25 protein-coding genes are annotated in these 20,764 nt (G+C 37.7%); 19 read left to right on the top strand and 6 right to left on the bottom strand.

The features are described 5' to 3' along the window. Positions 1-131 precede the first annotated feature (131 nt). From HMPREF3029_RS05530 to HMPREF3029_RS05515, 4 genes are read left to right on the top strand one after another with little or no spacing between them, the layout of a single operon-like run. Positions 132-674 carry a ribonuclease FAU-1 family protein gene (locus tag HMPREF3029_RS05530; RefSeq protein ID WP_070710112.1) on the top strand — a complete coding sequence of 181 codons (543 nt, stop codon included), beginning with the start codon at positions 132-134 and terminating at the stop codon, positions 672-674. Then, entirely contained in the window at positions 664-1,512 is an 849-nt protein-coding gene (locus tag HMPREF3029_RS05525) for a LysR family transcriptional regulator (RefSeq protein WP_068129700.1), read from the top strand. The genes HMPREF3029_RS05530 and HMPREF3029_RS05525 overlap by 11 nt, the downstream gene beginning before the upstream one ends. A gap of 8 nt (positions 1,513-1,520) precedes the next feature. Continuing rightward, positions 1,521-2,726, top strand: a complete 1,206-nt coding sequence (locus HMPREF3029_RS05520) for a sugar efflux transporter (RefSeq protein ID WP_070710111.1) — start codon at positions 1,521-1,523, stop codon at positions 2,724-2,726. Next, a complete protein-coding gene (locus HMPREF3029_RS05515; RefSeq protein ID WP_068129706.1) occupies positions 2,727-3,209 on the top strand; it encodes a DUF456 domain-containing protein in 483 nt (160 codons plus the stop codon). Between the two features lie 28 nt (positions 3,210-3,237). On the opposite strand, the gene HMPREF3029_RS05510 is transcribed toward HMPREF3029_RS05515, so the two are convergent. Then, positions 3,238-3,489: a hypothetical protein gene (locus HMPREF3029_RS05510; protein WP_040929518.1), complete on the bottom strand. Its 252-nt coding sequence runs from the start codon at positions 3,487-3,489 to the stop codon at positions 3,238-3,240. A 107-nt stretch (positions 3,490-3,596) separates the two neighbouring features. Here HMPREF3029_RS05510 and HMPREF3029_RS05505 point away from each other — a divergent pair, with 107 nt between their 5' ends. The 3 genes from HMPREF3029_RS05505 to HMPREF3029_RS05495 are packed head-to-tail and all read left to right on the top strand — an operon-like array spanning position 3,597 to position 4,704. Further along, positions 3,597-3,839 carry a hypothetical protein gene (locus HMPREF3029_RS05505; RefSeq protein ID WP_040929517.1) on the top strand — a complete coding sequence of 81 codons (243 nt, stop codon included), beginning with the start codon at positions 3,597-3,599 and terminating at the stop codon, positions 3,837-3,839. 5 nt (positions 3,840-3,844) lie between these two features. Next, a complete protein-coding gene (locus tag HMPREF3029_RS05500; RefSeq protein WP_070710110.1) occupies positions 3,845-4,156 on the top strand; it encodes a hypothetical protein in 312 nt (103 codons plus the stop codon). Continuing rightward, positions 4,153-4,704, top strand: coding sequence for a GNAT family N-acetyltransferase (locus HMPREF3029_RS05495; RefSeq protein WP_070710109.1), 552 nt, complete (start codon positions 4,153-4,155; stop codon positions 4,702-4,704). Before HMPREF3029_RS05500 ends, HMPREF3029_RS05495 begins: the two co-directional genes overlap by 4 nt. A 17-nt stretch (positions 4,705-4,721) precedes the next feature. On the opposite strand, the gene HMPREF3029_RS05490 is transcribed toward HMPREF3029_RS05495, so the two are convergent. After that, complete coding sequence (locus tag HMPREF3029_RS05490; RefSeq protein WP_168161320.1) at positions 4,722-5,318, bottom strand: LOG family protein; 597 nt, start codon at positions 5,316-5,318, stop codon at positions 4,722-4,724. Further along, entirely contained in the window at positions 5,318-6,070 is a 753-nt protein-coding gene (locus tag HMPREF3029_RS05485; RefSeq protein ID WP_068129717.1) for a hypothetical protein, read from the bottom strand. Before HMPREF3029_RS05485 ends, HMPREF3029_RS05490 begins: the two co-directional genes overlap by 1 nt. A gap of 125 nt (positions 6,071-6,195) precedes the next feature. Between HMPREF3029_RS05485 and HMPREF3029_RS05480 the strand changes: the two genes are divergently transcribed. Next, positions 6,196-6,822 (top strand): hypothetical protein, encoded by a 627-nt coding sequence (locus HMPREF3029_RS05480; protein WP_070710108.1) that lies wholly within the window; start codon positions 6,196-6,198, stop codon positions 6,820-6,822. Between the two features lie 31 nt (positions 6,823-6,853). On the opposite strand, the gene pnpS is transcribed toward HMPREF3029_RS05480, so the two are convergent. After that, positions 6,854-8,611, bottom strand: coding sequence for a two-component system histidine kinase PnpS (pnpS, locus tag HMPREF3029_RS05475; RefSeq protein WP_070710107.1), 1,758 nt, complete (start codon positions 8,609-8,611; stop codon positions 6,854-6,856). Beyond that, complete coding sequence (locus HMPREF3029_RS05470) at positions 8,604-9,305, bottom strand: response regulator transcription factor (RefSeq protein WP_068129724.1); 702 nt, start codon at positions 9,303-9,305, stop codon at positions 8,604-8,606. Before HMPREF3029_RS05470 ends, pnpS begins: the two co-directional genes overlap by 8 nt. A gap of 157 nt (positions 9,306-9,462) precedes the next feature. On the opposite strand from HMPREF3029_RS05470, the gene HMPREF3029_RS05465 reads away from it, so the two are divergent. Together HMPREF3029_RS05465 and HMPREF3029_RS05460 are read left to right on the top strand one after the other, a co-directional pair. After that, positions 9,463-10,464: a ThiF family adenylyltransferase gene (locus HMPREF3029_RS05465; protein ID WP_070710106.1), complete on the top strand. Its 1,002-nt coding sequence runs from the start codon at positions 9,463-9,465 to the stop codon at positions 10,462-10,464. Between the two features lie 10 nt (positions 10,465-10,474). Next, positions 10,475-10,981, top strand: a complete 507-nt coding sequence (locus HMPREF3029_RS05460) for a MogA/MoaB family molybdenum cofactor biosynthesis protein (RefSeq protein ID WP_070710105.1) — start codon at positions 10,475-10,477, stop codon at positions 10,979-10,981. 524 nt (positions 10,982-11,505) lie between these two features. Here HMPREF3029_RS05460 and moaC read toward each other — a convergent pair. Continuing rightward, positions 11,506-11,982: a cyclic pyranopterin monophosphate synthase MoaC gene (gene moaC, locus HMPREF3029_RS05455; protein WP_070710104.1), complete on the bottom strand. Its 477-nt coding sequence runs from the start codon at positions 11,980-11,982 to the stop codon at positions 11,506-11,508. Between the two features lie 68 nt (positions 11,983-12,050). Between moaC and glp the strand changes: the two genes are divergently transcribed. From glp to HMPREF3029_RS05410, 9 genes are all read left to right on the top strand, one after another. Beyond that, entirely contained in the window at positions 12,051-13,298 is a 1,248-nt protein-coding gene (gene glp, locus HMPREF3029_RS05450) for a molybdopterin molybdotransferase MoeA (protein ID WP_070623391.1), read from the top strand. Beyond that, positions 13,295-13,741, top strand: a complete 447-nt coding sequence (gene mobB, locus HMPREF3029_RS05445) for a molybdopterin-guanine dinucleotide biosynthesis protein B (protein WP_068129741.1) — start codon at positions 13,295-13,297, stop codon at positions 13,739-13,741. The genes glp and mobB overlap by 4 nt, the downstream gene beginning before the upstream one ends. Next, the gene (locus tag HMPREF3029_RS05440) at positions 13,738-14,193 is read left to right on the top strand and encodes a molybdenum cofactor biosynthesis protein MoaE (RefSeq protein WP_068129743.1); all 456 of its coding nucleotides are present in this window, start codon (positions 13,738-13,740) and stop codon (positions 14,191-14,193) included. The genes mobB and HMPREF3029_RS05440 overlap by 4 nt, the downstream gene beginning before the upstream one ends. Further along, a complete protein-coding gene (locus HMPREF3029_RS05435) occupies positions 14,183-14,416 on the top strand; it encodes a MoaD/ThiS family protein (protein WP_070458122.1) in 234 nt (77 codons plus the stop codon). Before HMPREF3029_RS05440 ends, HMPREF3029_RS05435 begins: the two co-directional genes overlap by 11 nt. Continuing rightward, positions 14,417-14,983 carry a molybdenum cofactor guanylyltransferase gene (locus HMPREF3029_RS05430; RefSeq protein ID WP_068129751.1) on the top strand — a complete coding sequence of 189 codons (567 nt, stop codon included), beginning with the start codon at positions 14,417-14,419 and terminating at the stop codon, positions 14,981-14,983. Positions 14,984-14,993: 10 nt separating this feature from the next. Then, on the top strand, positions 14,994-16,013 hold the full coding sequence (moaA, locus tag HMPREF3029_RS05425; RefSeq protein WP_070710103.1) for a GTP 3',8-cyclase MoaA: 1,020 nt from the start codon (positions 14,994-14,996) through the stop codon (positions 16,011-16,013). Positions 16,014-16,061: 48 nt separating this feature from the next. Next, complete coding sequence (locus tag HMPREF3029_RS05420) at positions 16,062-17,597, top strand: ATP-binding cassette domain-containing protein (protein ID WP_070710102.1); 1,536 nt, start codon at positions 16,062-16,064, stop codon at positions 17,595-17,597. Next, entirely contained in the window at positions 17,594-19,126 is a 1,533-nt protein-coding gene (locus HMPREF3029_RS05415) for an ATP-binding cassette domain-containing protein (protein ID WP_070710101.1), read from the top strand. Before HMPREF3029_RS05420 ends, HMPREF3029_RS05415 begins: the two co-directional genes overlap by 4 nt. Positions 19,127-19,257: 131 nt before the next feature. Beyond that, positions 19,258-20,595: a hemolysin family protein gene (locus HMPREF3029_RS05410; protein ID WP_070710100.1), complete on the top strand. Its 1,338-nt coding sequence runs from the start codon at positions 19,258-19,260 to the stop codon at positions 20,593-20,595. Positions 20,596-20,764 lie beyond the last annotated feature (169 nt).

The raw sequence follows: 20,764 nt of genomic DNA, 5'->3' as shown, positions 1-20,764 counted from the left end.
AAGCACACGATCGTTTTAACAAAAACATTCGCCAAAAACATAGATATAGAGCAGAAAGGTTCTCCTTTTTAATGTATTAAGTTATACTTTAACGATATAAATTTTGTATACTTATAGAAGGAGATGAGGCGATGAAGACAAAGTATTTAAATAAAAAAGACTGGCGCCGAATTAGACATTCCGACTATAAAGAAGTATTAACAACATATGAAGGTAAAAAGGTTCTCATCGGATGCTATTATATTCATTCAGTGTATCATCCACTGACTGTGACGATTGTTGGTGAAAAGATTAAAGTTGCGGATGATAATTTTAAATGGATTACGATGATGGGTGAAGGCGATCACTATAGTCTTACAGTAATGTTCGATGAGAATGATGAAGCGGTTCAATATTATTTTGATATAAATAAGTCAAACACGTTAGAACTCGGTCGAGCAAGAAGAGAAGATCTATATTTAGATGTTCTAGCTCTACCAGATGGCCGAAGCGAACTCGTCGATGAAGATGATATCATTCGTGCATTAAAATACGGCCAAGTCACACCAGAAGAGAGAGATTTTGCCTATAAAGTTGCATCATACGTCGAACGTTTAATAGAGTATCAGTTCGATGAGGTCGTTAAAAGAGGGCAGTTTATGTATGAAATGATGGAGAGAGAAAATGAGATTTGATGATTACGAACTGCTCGTTACACTCGATAAAGAAAAGACGTTACGCCAAGCAGCTGAAGCGTTATATATATCGCAACCTGCTGTGAGTCAGCGTTTAAAGACAATTGAGAACTACTGGGGAGTGCAGATTTTTATCCGCACAAAAAAGGAACTCATTAAGACGAGTGCTGGTGAGAAGATTATCGAGCATGCGAAACAAATTGTTGAAACAGAGCTTTTACTAAAAGAAAATATTCATATTAATAAACACAAAGTTGAAGGTAAATTAAAAATCGGAGTGGCGTCGTTACTTGGGTATATGATTATGCCGACGTTACTCGAGAAGTTTTTAAAACGATATCCGAACGTAGATATACAGCTTGAGATTGGATCGTCTTCAAAAATTATTGATAACGTCGATCGATATCATTTAGCGATTATACGTGGCAATAAAATATTAAATTTGGAAAATCGTTTGTTATTTACGGATGAGCATTATTTAGTTGCGCCAAAAAATAAGTCGCTTGAAAACGAACCACTCATTGAATTTCAAGCAGACCCTTGGTATATTAACCAGCTCAAACAATTTTTTGAAAAGAGTTTTAATAAACCGTATAAACCTCAACTCTATGTTGATCAAGTGACGACGTGTCGAGAATTATTACTTAAAGGGGTCGGGATGACAGTACTGCCAACGATTATTACGAAGACGATGGATCTATCGAAATTCCATACTGAAAAAGTAGAAATTGACCACGTACCATTGACGCGTTCGACGTATGTCGCGTACGATCATCAAATGGCAGAACTCCCGCAAGTAGAGAAATTTTTAAAATTATTAGATGAAGAATATAAGTAGGAATTCGTATGTTTAAAAAGTTATTTTCAATTGAGAACTATAAATTATTTTTAGTAAATATGATTTTATTCGGAATGGCAATCGCAATTACGGCGCCATTCCTTGTACTTTTTATGACAGGAGAGCACGGTTTAACAATTACGCAGCACGGTATATTTATGGCTGCTGGAGCGATTGGGTCGTTTATCGTTAATACAATTGTTGGGCGATTTAGTGATAAGCTATCATTTGATAGAAAGTATTTATTACTCGTTGCTATCGTTATGGAGATTATTACGTTTAGTCTATTTTTAATCGTCAAAGATACGATAATTTTAGTTGTTGGATACGTAATATTCTTCTCACTCGGTGCACCTGGGATTCCGCAGTTATATGCATCAGCACGTGAATCTGTAAATAAAGATAACGGAAATGACGCAAGGTTAAAAATATTTGCAAATACTGTTTTACGTTCGATGTTTAGTTTCGGATTTTTATTTGGTCCATTAATCGGGTCGATTTTAATTGCGAGATACGATTTTACTGGGCTGTTTGTTGGAACGATGATTTTATTTGGTGTTGTCTTTATTACGACACTTTTTATTAAACCAGTAAAAACAGAGCGAGAACTGTGTATTCAAGAAATCGATGAGAAAAGAGCGCCGTCATTATTTAGCGCGCCCGTTCTAATCGTGCCGTTTATTGCGTTTATAATGTTACACGTCGGTCAGTGGGGGTATTTACTAAATATGCCTCTATACGTGACGGAAGTACTCGGTGAAGATAGAGGAAAAGTCGGAGTACTTGCATCGCTTTGTGCAGGATTAGAAGTACCGTTTATGATTGGGATTGGTTGGATCGCGTCTCGTTTTGAAACGAAACATTTACTCATGTTTGCTGGCGTCGTCGGAGGGTTATTCTTCCTATCGATCGGTCTATTCCAGAGTTTTACGGTAATACTCATTGGACAAGTTGTACTCGCATTTTTCTTAGCGATTTTACTTGGATTAGGAATTAGTTATTTCCAAGATTTACTCCCTGATTTCCCAGGATATGCATCGACATTATTTGCGAATGCAATGGTCGTTGGCCAGCTACTCGGAAACTTAATTGGAGGATTTGTGTCAGATATGTTTAGTGTTAACGCTGCATTTTTAGTAAGTAGTGGTTTAATGTTTACATCTGTCGTATTGTTTATGTTCACGAAAACACAGTTTAGAGAAGGTGAGATTTAAGTGGAAGCTTTACTTTGGCTTTTAGTTGTTTTATCGTTTGTCATTGGATATGTTGGACTCGTATATCCAGTCATTCCGTCTATATTTATGTATTGGCTCGGTGCTGCGATTTACGCGTTCTTCATCGGTGATAATTTAGGAATTATGTTCTGGTTAATACTCGGAGTATTTACAGCACTTACGTTTGTCTCTGACATGGCGATCACAAAATATTACGTCGGCAAACTCGGAGGTACTAAACAAGGGGAATGGGCGGCGCTTATCGGTGTCGTATTAGGGATGTTTATATACCCACCTCTCGGTGTTATTTTTGTGCCCCTATTTTTAGTATTCTTTACAGAATTTGTCATTTATAAAGATGCATCGAAAGCATTAAAGGCAGCACTTGGCAGTTTAGCTGCATTTGTAACGACGATTGTTTTTAAAGCAGTCGTTTACACATTAATTATTTTATGGTTCGTATTAGACGTATTTGTATTTTAAAAAAACGTCCCAAAATTGGGACGTTTTATCAATTGTCTTGTTGTTTTAACGCTCTAAATATTAATACTGAAAACACAGCAATTACAATTAAATACACTGCGCCTAATATAGAATCGACTAACGGTTCGTTACCGACAAAAAAGCGAAGTGAAAATATAATAATAGAATGTGCGATAAGTAGTATGATCAATGAACGAGTAACGTTTTTATTTTTAAAAAACACGACGAGCATTAAAATGATGAAAACAACAGTAACTCCGAGTTTAATCCATTCAAACATTCGTTCCACCTCTTAAGTTTAGTATCGCTTAAAATGATAGAATCTACAAGAGAATTTTCAACGTATATGTGAAGTGCTATACTATTATTATATGTGTAGGTGATGATATGAAACGTGTTTTAATATTGTTAATATGCACGGTGTTTCTCAGTGCGTGTAGTGGACAATCTCAAAAAGAAAAAGACATTCAAGCACTCGAAGAGAGCATTACAAACTTAGAACGCCAAATTAACGAATTAAAAAGAGATAACGATGATTTAAAACAGAAGTTAAAAACGAAACAAGATGAACTCAGTCAAATCGAACAAGAAGATAATGAAAAAGATAAAGAAGATGAAGAAGAGGAGTAAAGAGTATGTACGAAAGTGATTTTGTCTTAATGGAAAACGAAACGATGTCTTTAGAAGCATTACGTCAAGAACTCAGCAACATCATTCAAAATAAGTGCGTATATAACGCTGAACAAACGAAGCGTAGCGTCTCACAACAACCTAAACCTGAAGATCGTTACGACACGTTCTACATCCGTTTTGATGTTGAAGGTTCTAATGATTTTGTTAGCGTCGTAGCTGATGTAAGTAAAGAGAAGCATTTAGTCGATTATGATCTAAATGAAAAAGGACTTACTGTAAAGTTAATTAACTATAATAAACGTGACCGACAATGACACATATCAAAACAAAGCGTTTATTATTAAGAGATTATACGTCGTCTGATATCGAACGTATTAGAAACATGATGCGTGATAGAGATGTCGTGCAGTACATTCCAAGTCCGTTATCTGACGTTGAAATAGAAACGCTTGTGAGAGATATGTCAGGAAGCATTCGCGACAGAGGATTTGGAGTGTTTGCGGTAGAAAGAAAAAGTAATAATGAAATGATAGGAATCGCGGGCATTCGTATTAAACAGTACGACGAACATCTAAATTTAGATGAAATCGAACATTTATTTCCGTGTGTTGAGTTATATTTATTACTTGACAAACGATACTGGAATCAAGGGCTCGCAACTGAAGCGGCTGAAGCGGTGATGAAGTTTGTACGTAAAAAAACAGACATTCAAGAAGTATATGCATTCACTTCCAAGCTCAATCTTCCGTGGTTAAATGTAATCGACAAAATCGGTATGGATCCTATATTTGAATATACGAACCCGTATTATGTAGAAGGGCATCGTAAAGCGGATAGTTTAATTTTTAAAATACACACATAAAAACGGACATCTTGAAATTAATCATGATGTCCGTTTTCTATATCTTCCCGACTACGTCCAGCAACTGGACGGAATTGTTTTAATTCGTCGAGTACGTTTTCGATTGAATCGAGTTTAATAATTAAATCTAAAAATCTGCGCTCTAAAAAGTCGTTTTCAATAAATGATTCAAATAAATCAAAAAGTGAATCATAATAACCATCTGTATTGACGAGTGCAATTGGCTTTTGAGCGTGTCCAATTTGTCCACCGACAAATACTTGGAAAAACTCTTCCATCGTGCCTGCGCCACCAGGTAAAATGATGATCGCATCCGCTTCGTCGATTAACATATCTTTACGTATGCTCATCGTGTCGACGATTTTCATGTTTTTAACGCGAGGGTGTGCCATTTCTTTATCGACTAATACTGTCGGGATAATGCCAGTCACGTCGCCTCCAGCGTCTAACGCACCGTTCGCAACAGCCCCCATTAAACCGAGGCCGCCTCCACCATAAATGAGTTCGACATTTTCGTTTGCGAGCGTTTCGCCGAGCGTGTATGCATCTTCTCTAAATTTATCGCTATTACCTAAACGTGCACCACAAAAAACAGAAACCTTACTAATTTCCATTAGTCGTTGTGTTTGTCTTTCCATTCGATAAATTGTTTTAGAGAATCAGATTTTTGATATTTCTCACCGTATCCTGTTTTTCTTCCGTGATTTTCGATGTGGCGCTCATTTTGACGGCGATGTTTACCAAATAGTGAGTCGTCTCTCTTTTCGGCTCTTTCAACTTTACGTTCTTTAGCTTCTTCACGAAGGTGTGCACTTCTTGGGTCGAGTAAATCTTTATGTTTTAAATGTAATGCACCTGGAGAATAATCATCTTCATACTCCGTTTGTTCAACGAATTGTTCATTGAGTTCTTTTACGTTTGTTGTGTCTGGTCTTTCAGTAGTCAATTTCTGATGTCCTTTCGATACGTTCATACGTGATTCTTTTTCATCGTGATTTAGAGTCTCTGTTGAAACGAGACTTTCCATACGTTTTTTACGATGTTTTTCTTTGTCAGCTTCAAACTGTGCCTCTAGTTTGTTAAGTTTACTTAACGATTTGTCGTGTGCTTTCATCTGTTTATTATACTCGCGCTTATCTTTTGAAGCGTGGTATTTTTCTGAAACGAAGTCACGCGTTTCGTTAAATCCTTTAACACCCGCTTCAGTGACAGTTTGTGTTTTATCTTTAGCTTTACTATATAAAATATTACTGTTTTTTGCGAGTTTTTGCACGTCTGGATGGTCTTTAATTTCATTTCTGTTTTTGAGTAATGGTACGAGTAAAACAGGTAAAATTGTCGCAGCCATTCTTAGCTTCTCTTTCATAAAAATAACCTCCGGTTAACGAATTACTTATTATTATAACGTACCCGTTAATCATTTACACGAAACGACTGTGTTTATAAAAATAAATAATCGGCAATATGTAAGTAAACGAGGAGGCGTTAATTATGGCGTTAGATAAAGCTACACGCGTACAACATTTATTTATAGATTATCCAAATATCGGAGAGGTCATCCGTCCTTTATCACTTAAATTTGCTGTCGACGATACGGTAACAGTCGAAGATGTCGCGGTTAAAAATAATTTAGATGTAGAAGCTGTCGTGAACGATTTAAAAGACTTTGTAGAAGACGAGCATGTCACAAATTACGTCAATCATACGAAGCAAGATCTTACAAAAACAGTACACGACCTTTATATCGAAGATTTAAAAGATGAATTGCCCGTTTTACATGAATATGTTAAAAAAGTGTCGAAGAAAAAATTAAAAGACGAAAACGTGCATCACGCATACGATAAAGTCAAACAAGTTTTAAATGATTATAGTGAACTTCTCGAAGATACGGTACACCCGCTTGTCGTTTCAGATAAACATGCGGAAGTGTATAACGTAGAAGTTGAAAGTAAAGAAAAGGAAATCGTTAAAGGATTTGAGAAATTACGAGATGTCTCGAATGATTATAATAGTGAGCCACTCGATGCTGATGTAGAATTTGTCTATGATAGATTAGAACGTTTAGAGCAGGTCGCTGTAGAAATGATTGCACTTGAACAATTAATTCGCCGAAAATAATAATGACGCCACTTTTAAAAGTGGCGTCATTTTATCTTTTAAACGTTACCGTAAATGTCGTATATTCTCCTTCAACACTGTCTACAGTTATAGACGCATTATGAAGTTCGACGAGGTGTTTCACAATCGATAATCCTAGGCCAGTACCACCATCTGCTGTACTACGTGCAGAATCGACGCGGTAGAATCGTTCGAACAGTCGACTGAGGCTTTCTTCTGGAATTCCAGCCCCTGTGTCATGAACACTTAACTCTATAGAATCGTTCGTCTCTTCTATTTTTACTTCAACGGTGTCGCCTTCATGCGTGTAATTTGCAGCGTTTGAAAGTAAGTTTACGAGTATTTGCGCGACGCGTTCTTTATCCGCATAAAGCATGTGCTCCTCATTTTCTGGTAAATGGAGTTGTAAGTTTCTATCTTTAAATAAACGTTTCATTGGACGTGCTGTCGTATGAACGAGTTCAGTTAAATCAAAATTCGTTTCGTTCAGTCGAATTTGGTGTTTTTCTATTTTCGATAAATTTAAAATATCGATGATCAGCTTATTTAACCGAACACTTTCGTTATATATAATTTCTAAAAACTCTCTCTCAACTTCTCGAGGTAAATCACCGGATTCTAATAACGTTTCAGAGAACCCTTGAATAGATGTGATCGGCGTTTTTAACTCATGAGACACGTTTGCCACGAAATCTCTTCGTATATTTTCAAGGCGCTTAATATCCGTAATATCGTGAAGCGCAACGATTACACCACGCTTTTCCCAACGTTCACCGTAATACGGTGCAGCATAAAAGTTTAAAATCATTTCTTCAGGATTGTATAAATGTACTTCACTCGTTTTTACTTCATCGTATTTATAAACGTGACGAATGTCTCTTAGTACATTTAATTTAACAAGACTTTCCTGATAGTCATTATTGAGAATTTTATCTCGCGTTTGGTTGATCATTTTTAACGCTGCGTCGTTAATCACGTCAATTTCACCTTCTGGGTTAATCAAAATAACACCCGTGTTTAAATTCGATAAAATACTCTCAAGCTGTTTAGACTGGTCTTTAATCTCTGTGACGTGGGCATTTAGACTAATTGCTAGAGAATTGACGGACTCACTAAGCGTGTACAGTTCTCCAGGAAAAGTGTCGTTAATACGTGCGCTATAATCATTTTTCTTCAGACGCTCTGTCACTTCTATAATTTTTTGAATTGGATTCGTAATTTTATATGCGAGTAGTGCTGCTGAAATGATCGTTGCGACTAAAATGAGTGTAAATACGATGACGATTGACACCCATTTTTGTTGTGCAGCTGCTTCGATTGTCTCAAGTGGTGTAGAGCTACGGACATACCCAATGACTTCACCATCTTCAGTTATCGGTACAGCGACGTACATCATCTGTATTTCTTCAGTATCACTTTGTCGAATGTAAGATTCACTCGTCGTTTTCTTTCGTTTCGCTTCTTTAATCTCTGGGCGATCGATGTGGTTACTCATCGTCCAAATGTTTGAATCCGTGTCGAAAATGACTCTCCCGTCCTTGTCGATAATCGTAAAGCGTAAGTTTTCAGGCAACTTAAGATTTGAAAACATTTCCTTCGTATTACGAATGGTTAGCAAATCTTTTGTAATCATACTTTCGAGCAGTTCACTTTCTTCAGTAAGTTGCTTACTCGTCATCGCGTTATATGTCGTACGGTTCACGTTATCTACAAAGAAAAACATCATACATAATCCGACAATTAACACGATGAAAAACGAAAGTGTGATGCGCACCCATAGTTTATTCATCGATATATTCCATCTTATAACCGAATCCACGAACGGTATGAATGTATTTCGGCGACTTCGGATTGTCTTCAATTTTTTCTCTTAGTTTACCGATATGGACATCGACAATTCGTGTATCACCGTCAAAATCAAACTGCCAAATTCCGTTTAACAGTTGGTCGCGAGATAGCACACGTCCATTATTTTTACTTAAGTAAACGAGAAGCTCGTATTCTTTTTTAGTGAGGTCGATTTTTTTATCGTTTTTATAAATAGCATAGTTGTCATAATCGATTGTTAGTTCACCGATTATTACAGTGTTGTCTTCTGTAGTCTCTTGATTTGCTTCGAAGTCAATGCGTCTTAATATAGCGCGAACTCTCGCTACGACTTCTCGCGGGCTAAACGGTTTTGTCATATAGTCATCCGCCCCCATTTCAAGACCGAGTATTTTATCGAACTCATCATCTTTTGCAGTGAGCATTAAAACAGGCACATGAATTTTATCGAGTCGTAAAGTTTTCACGACGTCCATACCATCCATTTTTGGAAGCATTAAATCTAAAACCATTACGTCCGGTGATTCCTTTTTCACTTGTTCAATTGCTTCTAAACCGTCGTTTGCTGTAACAACTTCAAAGCCATTTTGTTCTAAGTTAAATTTAAGTAACGTTACAATTGATGTTTCATCATCAACAACGAGAATTTTATGCATAGTAACCTCCTGCATATCGAATTTGTTATATGTTAATCATTTTATCATGTTTACAATTATTCACTTATATTTTACACAATCTTTACAATGTAGAATACTCATGGAATAGTGTAGAATATAGTATTGTAATTGAGATTATACTTTTTAAGGTGAAACTATGGATATCGAACGTTATAGTCGACAAATTTTATATAAAAACATCGGTGAAGAGGGCCAGCGAAAGTTGTTAGATAGTACCGTACTCATCGTCGGAGTCGGTGCACTCGGATCAGTTTCAAGTGAGATGCTTGCGCGTTTAGGTATTGGGAAACTCATTTTAGTTGACCGAGACTACGTTGAGCTATCGAATTTACAGCGTCAGACGTTATATACTGAACGTGACGCAGAAAACCAAGAACCAAAAGCAATCGCGGCACTCGAACATTTAAAAGAAATTCGTAGTGATCTCGATATTGAAGTCCATGTGAATCACGTAGATGCGCTATTTTTAGAATCACTCGTAAAAACTCATGACGTTGATTTAATTTTAGACGGGACAGATAACTTTGAAACGAGACTCGTAATTAATGACGTCGCGTATAAAGTGGGGATTCCGTGGGTCCACGCAGCTGTCGTCGAAGCGTCATACGTAGTGGCATCATTTACAAAGGACTCGCCGTGTTATAGATGTGTGATGCCAGTACTTCCGTCAAATACATTAACGTGTGACACAGCAGGTGTGATATCTCCAGCCATTCATACGGCCGTGTCAATACAAGTTACGACGGCAATAAAAATACTCATCGGTGAAACGTTTGACAGACACTATATGACGTTTGGAGACTTATGGTCAGGCGAGCATGGTCGCATCGTGTTTGATAACATTAAAAATAAAGAGTGCGATACGTGTGAGTTAGAACTTTATCCTTCATATAATGAATCACATCAAGCGCTAAGTTTATGCGGAAGAGATACTGTTCAAATATATGATGACACAGTCACTTATGAACTTTCGTTAAACATTGCGAAGCGACTCGGTGATTTTAAAGAGACACCGTACTTCATCGAATTTTATTATGATGATTATCGAATTATCGTATTTAAAAACGGCCGAATGTTAATACACGGTCTAAAACGAATTGAAAAAGCACGCACGATCGTCGCACAACTATTTGGATAGGAGAGATACTATGAGTATTGTTGAAAGAATCGATAGAGATATTAACGTCGGTGTAATTACAGTGAGTGATACGCGTACAAAAGAAACAGACAAAGGCGGAAAACTTGTCATCGAAAAGTTAAATGACATTAACGCAGTTTTCGAAGATGATAATCACTTAATCGTGACAGACGATAAAGAAAAAATCCGTGAAGCGGTTGTTGGATTACTCGAAAAAAATCTAGACGTCGTCATCACGACAGGCGGTACAGGAATCGCTAAGCGAGACGTCACAATAGAAGCGGTGAGCGAACTATTCGACAAAGAAGTCGAAGGGTTCGGGGAACTATTTAGAATGTTGTCTTACACAGAAGACATCGGATCGCGAAGTCTATTATCACGCGCTGCAATGGGCACGCACGACAACCAACTCATCGTCAGCCTCCCAGGATCAACAGGCGCAGTCAAACTCGGCATGGACAAACTTATCGTCCCAGAGTTAAACCATTTAGTATTTGAGTTAAACAAAGAGAACTAGTCGGGGCACGAACTATTGTAGTAAGTTGTAAAGACGTGCGGTCGGAGTAGGTTTTTGTTCTTTTGGAAAGAGAAGTAAGAGTGCTTTGCTGTGTGTGGCGCGCTTATTTACAAAAATTGCCTGAAGTTGTTAGATAAATTGAGATAATTAACAAAAACACGGCGTCCGACCAAGTTTTTGTTAAATATATCCGGATATCTCACAAAATCGCAATATTTTTGTTAAATAAAATCGGGAGAAAGAGCGTTTTTCATCTTTTAGGGATAAAAAACACTATCGTTCCTCGGTTATTTACAAAAATTCTATGAATTTGTTAGATATATCAAGATAATTAACAAAAACTGAGGATCCGGTGCCGTTTTTGTTAGATAAAAAAATATATTTAACAAAAATCGTGTCTGCGGACCGAAATATGTTAAATATATCCGGATATCTCACAAAAACGCAATATTTTTGTTAAATAAAATCGGCAAAAGAATAAAAACACCAATTCAAAAGCACCCCGGTCAACCCACATCCATCACCTAAATAGAATAATCTCCGGATTTCCCGCCTGATTTACTTAATAGTTTAGTTTCTCTGATGATCATACCTTTATCGAGCGCTTTACACATGTCGTACACTGTGAGTGCTGTAGCGCTTGCGGCCGTTAATGCTTCCATTTCGACACCTGTTTGGCCTTTAACTTTTACTGTCGCTTTGATGTGTAGCTTGTATCCGTCATCCGTATCCCAGTTAAATGAGATGTCGATTCCTGAAAGTTGAAGTGGATGGCACATCGGGATGATTTGATGCGTGTTTTTCGCTGCCATAATTCCTGCGATTTGAGCTACTGCTAAGACGTCACCTTTTTTCATCTTTTCGTTTACGATGCCTTCATATATTTCTTGACTGACTTCAATTACGCTTTCTGCAGTTGCAACGCGTGACGTGACATTTTTTTCTGAGACGTCGACCATTTTCGCGCGTCCTTCTTCGTTAAAGTGAGTAAACTTAGACATTAAAATCCCTCTTTTTAGTATAATAGTTCATAAGTATTACGTTAATTATATCAAAAGGAGAGATTTTAGTGACTTTAAATAGACAACCAATCCCAGTTTTTGATGCCGTAACTAAAGTAGTAGAAAATGTAACACATATAGATACTGAAACAGTGAAACTCGAAGATAGTTATAATCGTTATCTTTCAGAGGATTTAACAGCAACTCATGACGTGCCGTTATTTACGCGTTCAGCGATGGATGGGTTTGCGATCCGTAGTGCTGATTCAGGTAAAGGTGCAGCGTTTACTGTTGTAGATGAAGTACCCGCTGGCAGTACGAGTGACTACGAATTAAAAGAAAATGAAGCATTTCGTATTATGACAGGTGCAGAGTTACCGAAATCTGCAGACACGGTCGTGATGTTTGAGCAGGCAAATATTGACGGTGATACGTTCACGATACGTAAAACATTTGATGCATTCGATAACGTTGCGATGCAAGGGGAAGAGTGTAAAAAAGGCGACATTATCGTCCATAAAGGAAGTCAAATTAACCCAGGCACAGTCGCAACGCTTGCGACATTTGGATACGTTGAAGTGAATGTCTACCGCGTTCCAGTTGTTGGTGTTTTATCGACAGGAAGTGAATTACTTGAAGTATCTGACGAATTAGAGCGCGGTAAAATTAGAAACTCAAACACACCGATGATTATGGCACAGTTAGAGAGAATTGGCGTGCACGCTAAGCGATATGATCTCGAAGAAGATAATCTAGACACACTTCTAGAAAAAATCGAAAAAATGTTTAACGAAGTCGACGCAGTTATCACAACAGGTGGTGTGTCTGTTGGAGATTACGACTTACTTCCGAAAGTATATGAAAAACTTGGCGCGGAAGTTCTGTTTAACAAAGTGGCAATGCGACCAGGTAGTGTTACGACAGTCGCAAGGGCAAAAGGCAAGTTTTTATTCGGTTTAAGCGGGAATCCATCTGCGTGCTATTCAGGATTTGAGTTATTCGCTCGTCCTGCGATATTACTTATGCAAGGTTCTGCACGAGCATTCGCGCCATTCGTGAACGCGACGCTTGGAGAAGACTTTAAAAAGCCAAATCCGTTTACGCGATTTGTCCGTGCTGAGATTGACTTTGTCAACGGTAAAGTCATCTCAAAACCGTCTGGATTTAATAAATCAAACGCCGTAACGTCTATTGCGAGAAGCAACGGTGTTATCGTATTACCAGGTGGTACACGTGGCTTTGAAGCGGGAGATGAAGTACAAGTAATGCTGACAGATGTGACGAGCGGTGTGTCACACTTTTCGATTCGACAATGAAAATCTTACAAGTCGTCGGATATAAAGATACCGGCAAAACAACGCTAATCGTTGAGTTTCTAAAAATATTGAAAGCTTCGAACTTAAAAGCAGCAGTAATAAAACATCATCACATTGATATCGATGATTCGACAGACACTGGAAAGTTCAGTCGACTGAGCGACTATACGATATTAAACACACCGAATTATACGATTTACCACGACAACAAAGTGCCGGGTTTAAAAGAGCAAATCGAAGCTTTAAACGGTAAAGTAGACGTCATTTTAATCGAAGGTTATAAAAACGAAGATTATGACAAGATTGTCCTCACGCATTCGTTCACGGGTGAAAAAGGCGACATAAGAGAATTAGAGCTGTCAAATGTGGTAAACTACTATAACGTAGCATCAGATCAAGATGCGATATTACAATGGTTTAAAGGTTGGAGTAAAAATAGATGAAGCAGTTCGAAATAGTAACTGAACCGATTGATATCGTAAAATATCAACAATATGTTCTAGACAAACATCAAGGTGGTCTTGTGACGTTCACGGGTCACGTGCGTGAGTGGACACAAGGGACACGTACAGTATATTTAGAGTACGAAGCATATATTCCGATGGCAGAAAAAATGCTCGCACAAATCGCAGATGAGATAAGCGAAAAGTGGCCTGGTGTCAAAACGAGCATCGCGCACCGAATCGGTAAACTCGATGCGACTGAGATCGCGGTCGTTATTTTAACGTCTTCACCTCACCGACATAACGCGTATCGTGCAAATATGTACGCAGTCGACCGATTAAAAGAAATCGTTCCGATATGGAAAAAAGAGATTTGGGAAGACGGAGAAGAGTGGATTGGTGACTCTAGACATTATCACTCGAGTGTGGAGGTGGATCGTGATGAAAATTAAAATATTTGCAAGTATAAAAGAAAAAATCGGTGACGATCATATTGAACTACCGATTCATGACGCAATAACAGTGAAAGAATTAAAAGAGCGTTTATATATCGATTATCCAGAATTAGACGGAGAAGTGTTTCAAGTTGCAGTGAACGAATCGTTTGAAAGAGACGAGTCAGTAATTGCACCTGATGACGTCGTAGCACTTATCCCGCCAGTGAGTGGTGGTTAAATGGTAATCGGAGCAGTATTAGCAGGTGGAAATTCGACGCGATTTGGTTCAGACAAATCATTATATGCGTTAAACGACAGGCCGATGTATATGCACGTCGTGAATCGTTTAAAGAAAAGTGGAGTCGTCGACGAAATCGTCGTCAATACAAACGTGCGATTAAAGGATGCGTTTCATCCGTATAAAACGGTGATAGATGACGAAAGTTTTATAGATCACGGACCACTCGGTGGAATTTACGCACTGATGAAAGAATATCCAGACGACTACGTCATCATCGTGTCGACAGACACACCGTACGTACCTAGTGCGTGGTTAAAAGTGTTAGTCGAAAAGGCGATTGAAACGAACAAAATCGTCGTTACTGAAGGCGAGCAACTACATCCGTTAATCGGTGTATATCACGGTGAAACGATCGTCGAAGATTTAAAAAGACAACTCGAATCAAAAAAACTGAGTATCCGACAATTTTTAGAGCACCAAGACTATATAACGTTAAACATTGAAGACTACGGTCTAAATGAATCGATGTTTGTAAACATTAATCGTAAAACGGATATTCTCTAGGAGGGATACGATGAAACAAGTAACTGATAAGTTCGGACGACCGTTACGAGATCTTCGTATTTCCGTAACGGATAAATGTCAGTTCAGATGTAGCTACTGCATGCCAAAAGAAATATTCGGCGATGACTATGCGTTTTTACCGCAAGAGCATTTACTTTCATTTGATGAAATTGAAAGACTCGCGCGTATATACGCAGATCTCGGTGTCAAAAAATTACGTATAACAGGTGGTGAACCGTTAATGCGTAAAGACTTACACGAGCTTATCGCACGATTAAATAAAATTCCAGGTATAGAAGATATCGGTATGACGACGAATGCGTTACTGTTAAAAAAACATGGCCAAAAGCTTTACGATGCGGGCCTTCGTCGTTTAAACATTTCACTCGATGCGATGGACGACGAACTATTTGGTCAAATTAATGACCGTGGCATCGGTACATCGAGAATATTAGAAAATATAGATTATGCGATTTCTCTCGGGTTTAAAATTAAAGTCAATATGGTCGTACAAAAAGGATTAAACGACCATGAGATTTTACCGATGGCACGTCATTTTAAAAACACGCCAATTACGTTACGTTTTATCGAGTTTATGGATGTCGGTAACGATAACGGATGGAACTTCGAAAAAGTCGTATCTAAAGAAGATATATTAGATATGTTGCGTGAAGAATTTACACTTGAGCCAGTAGACCCAGCGTACTACGGGGAAGTTGCGAAAGTGTATAAGCATACGGGCACAGATGCACATTTAGGGTTTATTACGAGTGTGTCTGAAAATTTCTGTTCAACATGTACACGCGCAAGACTATCTGCAGACGGCAAGTTTTATGGTTGTCTATTCGCAACTGAAGGATTTGATATAAAAACGCTCATGCGTGAAGGTATTTCAGATGAAACACTCGAAGACATCTTAATGGGTGAGTGGAATAAGCGTGACGACCAATATTCAGCAATTCGTCATAAAATTACAGAAGAAGAGCGCAAAGCGCGTCGTAAAATAGATATGAGCTATATTGGAGGATAGGAAGCGTGGGAGGATGAACTCTCACGTTTTTTTAATAGAGGTGTAAACATGAAGTTTGATTTGGATAGAAAGTACATCGTGATCTATACGCTCATTTCAACCGTAGTTGCAGTGAGTTATTTATTATTCGGTCACGAACTATCAAAACTACTTGAAAACTTAATCATAAACAAAACGACAGTAAAAACTGAATTTATAATGCTCATCGTGTACTTTATCTTGTTTTTCTTAGTGACATATATGTATAACTTCTACACGAGTAAAGTCGCAAGTCAAAACTTAACAGAAAAAGCAAAAGCTCTTGCACGCAGTATTCACGTCGATTCAAAGAGAGATAGCGAATCGATTTTAAACGCAATATTTGTCCATTTAGAAAAGTATCGTCCGTATCAAGAAAGTTTTATACCGACGGTCGTTTTAACTGTGACAAAGGTCGTTATAATTATCGTTGCACTCTTTTTTATAGAGCCAGTTGCAGCAATTATACTTCTTACAACGGCGCCTTTTATACCGTTATTTTATATATTAGTCGGCCTTAAAACTGAAGATGAAGCACTCGAGCAAGCGACAGAGTTCGACGAGATGGGCACGCTATTTTTAAATTTAGTACGCGGAAAAGACACGGTCACCTATACGAACGCTGAACGTGAGGCAAGTCGTGCGTTACAAAAGAGTAACGACAAGTTTTTATCGACGACGATGCATATATTAAAATATGCTTTCCAATCGACGTTAATGCTCGAGTTTATAACGATACTCGGTATTGGTCTAACGGCGCTCGAGGTCGGATTACGTATTATCATCTTTGAAAATATTACGTTTTACCAAAGTTTCATTGTACTGCTCATGGCACCGGAATTTTATTCATCATTAAAAGTGATGGGGACAGAATTCCATAACGGAAAAATCGCAGACGGTCACTTACAAAAAGTGAACGAGTCACTAGTAGCACCACGTAAAGAGTACCGTGAAAAAGGTGAGTCGTTACAGCTCCACGACGTTACGATTACGACAGACCGCGACTTACTTAAAAATACGTCTATTCAGTTTAATAAATCTGGTCTCATAGCGATTACCGGAAAATCTGGTGTCGGGAAAACGACGTTATTAAATACGATCGCCGGACTACACCCGCCGACAACTGGACAAGTAACGATTCAGAGCGACGACGTGTTATATATATCTGACGATATTTACTTATCTGACACGACGTTTAGACAGTATTTTAACGATCTCGAAGAAGATAAAATACTCAACGTCTTACAAGAACTTCAACTTTACGACAGTATTATGAATCTTGAAGCGGGGCTCGACACGTTAATTATCAACAATAATGTACCGTTAAGTGGCGGAGAAATTGTTCGACTGAAACTCGCACGTGTATTACTTTTACGTCCACATATCGTATTGATGGACGAACCGACAGAGTTTTTAGATGACGCAACTGAAGAGATCGTATTAGAGCATTTAAAAGATCTAAAAGAACATACGTTAATTATCGCGGTCGTTCATCGACGTGCATTATTAGATATCGCGGACACACATATCGTTATGCAAAATGAAACGCTAGAGGTGAGTGTATGAACTTTTTAAAAAATGAACAAATAAAAGTATACTTAAGCATCATCCTCGGCATTTTAAGTGGCCTTGTTGGTGTCTCGATATTCGGTTTAAGTGGCTATATGATTAGCTTGAGTTATTTTAATCCGCCACTTATTACAATAATTTTTATTATCGTAATTATTAAACTGTTCGGCTTATCAAAAGGTGCGTTTAAATATTTTGAACGTATATTTTCTCATGAAGCGACGTTTCAAATGATCAACCGTTTGCGTATTGATTTTTTAAATCAGACATTGGCAAATCATATTAAGACACGTGACGTCCGGTTAATCGAACGTTTAAATAAACATTTTGATGATATTGAAGGGTATTATATACGAATTGTTTACCCGATTGTTACAGCTGTTTCGACTGTGCTTATTGTCATTATTTTATCGGCGCTCGTTAGTACGAAACTTGTCATTATATTTAGTGTGTTTTCATTGTTCGTTTTACTCGTCGTACCACTAATTTTTAAGCGTGTATTTGAACGTATTTATGATGAAGAAAGTGACGTAGAGTCCACGCTCTATTTAAAAGTATATAGTCTCATATACGGGTATACGGATTTTTTCATCAACAAAGAAATCGATGAAAAGCAGCATGGCATCGAGACGTTAATTGAGCGATATAACGACAAGAAATTTATGCGCGCGAACATAACACATATCATGCGAATGACTGCACAGGTACTACAAATTATCGGATTGTCACTCATTATTTACGCGGTGGATGATGTACTACTGTTACCGATGATTCTCTTGATATTTATAAACGTTGTGGAATTGCTTGTCCCAGTTATGCAGCCGGTGAACGAGTTCAGTCGTGTGAAAGAGACAATCAAAAGAATCGAAGGTCATTCTGAGAACGAGCGTCCGTTTAACGAAGAGTTGTCAGTTAAAGACTTAACGTTTCGGTATGAAAATTCAAAGCGCGACGTGTTAAAACACGTGACGTTAAAAGTTAAACGAGGTGAAAAGCATGTCATTATTGGGCCGAGTGGATCTGGGAAGTCGACGTTACTTCATCATTTAATTACAGAAGATGCGAGTGTGATGCCTCAGTTTTTAGATTTTTACAACGGGACATTAAGAGATAATTTAACGATGTTCGGTAAAAATGAAGTTGAAGCGGACGAGTTAAAAGAGTATTTGGATGATTTTAATTTAAAAGAACTGGAACTGGATGATTATATGTACGCCACTCGTCACATGTCAGCGGGTGAAATGAAAAGACTGCATGCGATTCGTATGATTTTAGAACGTAAAAATACGTGGATTATGGACGAGCCGACAGCCCGACTAAACGATATTTTACGAGAAAAAATGTGGGACCTTATATTAAAGCAAGAGACATTAATCGTCGTGACACATGATTTAAGTCATTTGGACGAGTTTGATTTTATTCATTATTTAAAAGATGGAGAAATCGTTGAAACGATTACGAGTCACGCGTTAAAAGAAGAGAGTTCAGAAATTAAAAAAATCACTGAACGTTTTACATTTGAATGATGTAGAAATATATTCAAAATTAAGCGAATGTGGTAAAATATCAATACTATATTGGAAAAAGAAACGTATCGTAAGCATACTTATCTATATATAGCTAATCAATGGAGGTGACCCCGAGTTCGGGGAACGTATTGGATACGACCACAATCTTAAATCTATTTATATTTATTCTACTCATTTTACTGACGATGATGTTCGTTGGATCTGAGTTTGCATTTGTTAAAGCGAGATTATCAAAAATCGATCAACTGATTGAAGAGGGCAATAAAAAAGCCGAATTAGTGAAGCATATGATTCTTCATCTCGACTATTATTTATCTGCCTGTCAGTTAGGGATTACAATCACAGCGCTAGGATTAGGTTGGATTGGAGAATCAACATTCGCAATTTTATTAAATCCCTTATTTGACTTAATTAATATACCAAACGAGTATATGACGATCGTTAGCTTTATTGTCGCGTTTACAATCGTGACGTTCATACACGTCGTTGTCGGTGAACTTGCACCAAAAACAGTTGCAATTCAGTATGCTGAAAAAGTGAGTATGGTATTTGCGAGACCACTCTATATATTTGGAGTTATCATGAAGCCATTAATATGGTCAATGAACGGAACTGCGCGATTTTTAGTGAGACTCATTGGTATAAAAGATGTCGCGACAGAACATGCACATTCTGAAGAAGAATTAAAAATTATTATGACACAAAGTTATAAAAGCGGAGAAATCAACTTAACAGAGCTCGCTTATATGAAAAATATATTCTCATTTGATGAAAGAGCCGCAAAAGATATTATGGTTCCGAGAACTCAAATGATCACACTGCAACAACCGATTACGTTAGAAAGTGTCTTAGAAACTGTAAACGAATATAGCTTTACACGTTATCCAGTGACAGACGAAACTGGAGATAAAGACCAAATTATCGGATTTATAAACGTCAGAGAATATTTCACAGAGTATCTATCGGGTAAAACAGATAACATCGAAGACTTTATACACGAACTGCCTGTTATCACTGAAGTATCTCACATTTCTGATGCGCTAATTAAAATGCAAAAAGAACGTGTCCACATCGCACTCGTCATCGATGAGTATGGTGGAACAGCAGGTATGATGACGATGGAAGACATTCTCGAAGAAATTGTCGGGGAAATTCGCGACGAATTCGACGAAGATGAAGAACCAGAAATCATTAAAGTCGAACAAGAAGAGAATCTGTATCACATTAACGGAAGAATGTTACTAGCAGACTTAGAAGAAATGTTCGGTATCGAATTTGAAGACAGCGAAGACATTGATACGATCGGAGGCTGGCTGCAAAACATTACCCCTGACATCTCAGAAGGTGATGTTGTCGATACGAAAGAAGACAAGTGGGTCGTCTTAGAAACAGACAACCACACAATCAAGACAATCGCTTTTTATAGAAGTTTATATAACTACGAAGACGATGAAGTAGAAGATTAAGTGCTATGCGGGTTCTTTATCTTGTAGGGTAAGAAGTGAACTATCGCTCATGGCTTATTTACAAAAATGAGGTTTGGAGACTGAAATTTGTTAGATATATCTAGATATTTAACAAAAACTCAGGTTCCGGCCTCTTTTTTGTTAGATAAAAAAATATAATTAACAAAAA

The sequence above is a fragment of the Nosocomiicoccus sp. HMSC059G07 genome (assembly GCF_001815515.1).
In the GTDB taxonomy this organism is placed as follows: domain Bacteria; phylum Bacillota; class Bacilli; order Staphylococcales; family Salinicoccaceae; genus Nosocomiicoccus; species Nosocomiicoccus ampullae_A.
This window is presented reverse-complemented; position numbering and strand designations above follow the sequence as displayed.

Bases quoted from the DNA above. Each gene is read 5' to 3' on its own strand.
- HMPREF3029_RS05490 (WP_168161320.1), bottom strand. From the start codon at position 5,318: ATGGAAATTAGTAAGGTTTCTGTTTTTTGTGGTGCACGTTTAGGTAAT.
- pnpS (WP_070710107.1), bottom strand. From the start codon at position 8,611: ATGAATAAACTATGGGTGCGCATCACACTTTCGTTTTTCATCGTGTTA.
- HMPREF3029_RS05525 (WP_068129700.1), top strand. From the start codon at position 664: ATGAGATTTGATGATTACGAACTGCTCGTTACACTCGATAAAGAAAAG.
- HMPREF3029_RS05435 (WP_070458122.1), top strand. From the start codon at position 14,183: ATGAAAATTAAAATATTTGCAAGTATAAAAGAAAAAATCGGTGACGAT.
- moaA (WP_070710103.1), top strand. From the start codon at position 14,994: ATGAAACAAGTAACTGATAAGTTCGGACGACCGTTACGAGATCTTCGT.
- HMPREF3029_RS05505 (WP_040929517.1), top strand. From the start codon at position 3,597: ATGAAACGTGTTTTAATATTGTTAATATGCACGGTGTTTCTCAGTGCG.
- HMPREF3029_RS05495 (WP_070710109.1), top strand. From the start codon at position 4,153: ATGACACATATCAAAACAAAGCGTTTATTATTAAGAGATTATACGTCG.
- HMPREF3029_RS05430 (WP_068129751.1), top strand. From the start codon at position 14,417: ATGGTAATCGGAGCAGTATTAGCAGGTGGAAATTCGACGCGATTTGGT.
- HMPREF3029_RS05460 (WP_070710105.1), top strand. From the start codon at position 10,475: ATGAGTATTGTTGAAAGAATCGATAGAGATATTAACGTCGGTGTAATT.
- moaC (WP_070710104.1), bottom strand. From the start codon at position 11,982: ATGTCTAAGTTTACTCACTTTAACGAAGAAGGACGCGCGAAAATGGTC.
- HMPREF3029_RS05440 (WP_068129743.1), top strand. From the start codon at position 13,738: ATGAAGCAGTTCGAAATAGTAACTGAACCGATTGATATCGTAAAATAT.
- mobB (WP_068129741.1), top strand. From the start codon at position 13,295: ATGAAAATCTTACAAGTCGTCGGATATAAAGATACCGGCAAAACAACG.
- HMPREF3029_RS05465 (WP_070710106.1), top strand. From the start codon at position 9,463: ATGGATATCGAACGTTATAGTCGACAAATTTTATATAAAAACATCGGT.
- HMPREF3029_RS05420 (WP_070710102.1), top strand. From the start codon at position 16,062: ATGAAGTTTGATTTGGATAGAAAGTACATCGTGATCTATACGCTCATT.
- HMPREF3029_RS05510 (WP_040929518.1), bottom strand. From the start codon at position 3,489: ATGTTTGAATGGATTAAACTCGGAGTTACTGTTGTTTTCATCATTTTA.
- HMPREF3029_RS05530 (WP_070710112.1), top strand. From the start codon at position 132: ATGAAGACAAAGTATTTAAATAAAAAAGACTGGCGCCGAATTAGACAT.
- HMPREF3029_RS05480 (WP_070710108.1), top strand. From the start codon at position 6,196: ATGGCGTTAGATAAAGCTACACGCGTACAACATTTATTTATAGATTAT.
- HMPREF3029_RS05500 (WP_070710110.1), top strand. From the start codon at position 3,845: ATGTACGAAAGTGATTTTGTCTTAATGGAAAACGAAACGATGTCTTTA.
- HMPREF3029_RS05415 (WP_070710101.1), top strand. From the start codon at position 17,594: ATGAACTTTTTAAAAAATGAACAAATAAAAGTATACTTAAGCATCATC.
- HMPREF3029_RS05520 (WP_070710111.1), top strand. From the start codon at position 1,521: ATGTTTAAAAAGTTATTTTCAATTGAGAACTATAAATTATTTTTAGTA.
- HMPREF3029_RS05485 (WP_068129717.1), bottom strand. From the start codon at position 6,070: ATGAAAGAGAAGCTAAGAATGGCTGCGACAATTTTACCTGTTTTACTC.
- HMPREF3029_RS05470 (WP_068129724.1), bottom strand. From the start codon at position 9,305: ATGCATAAAATTCTCGTTGTTGATGATGAAACATCAATTGTAACGTTA.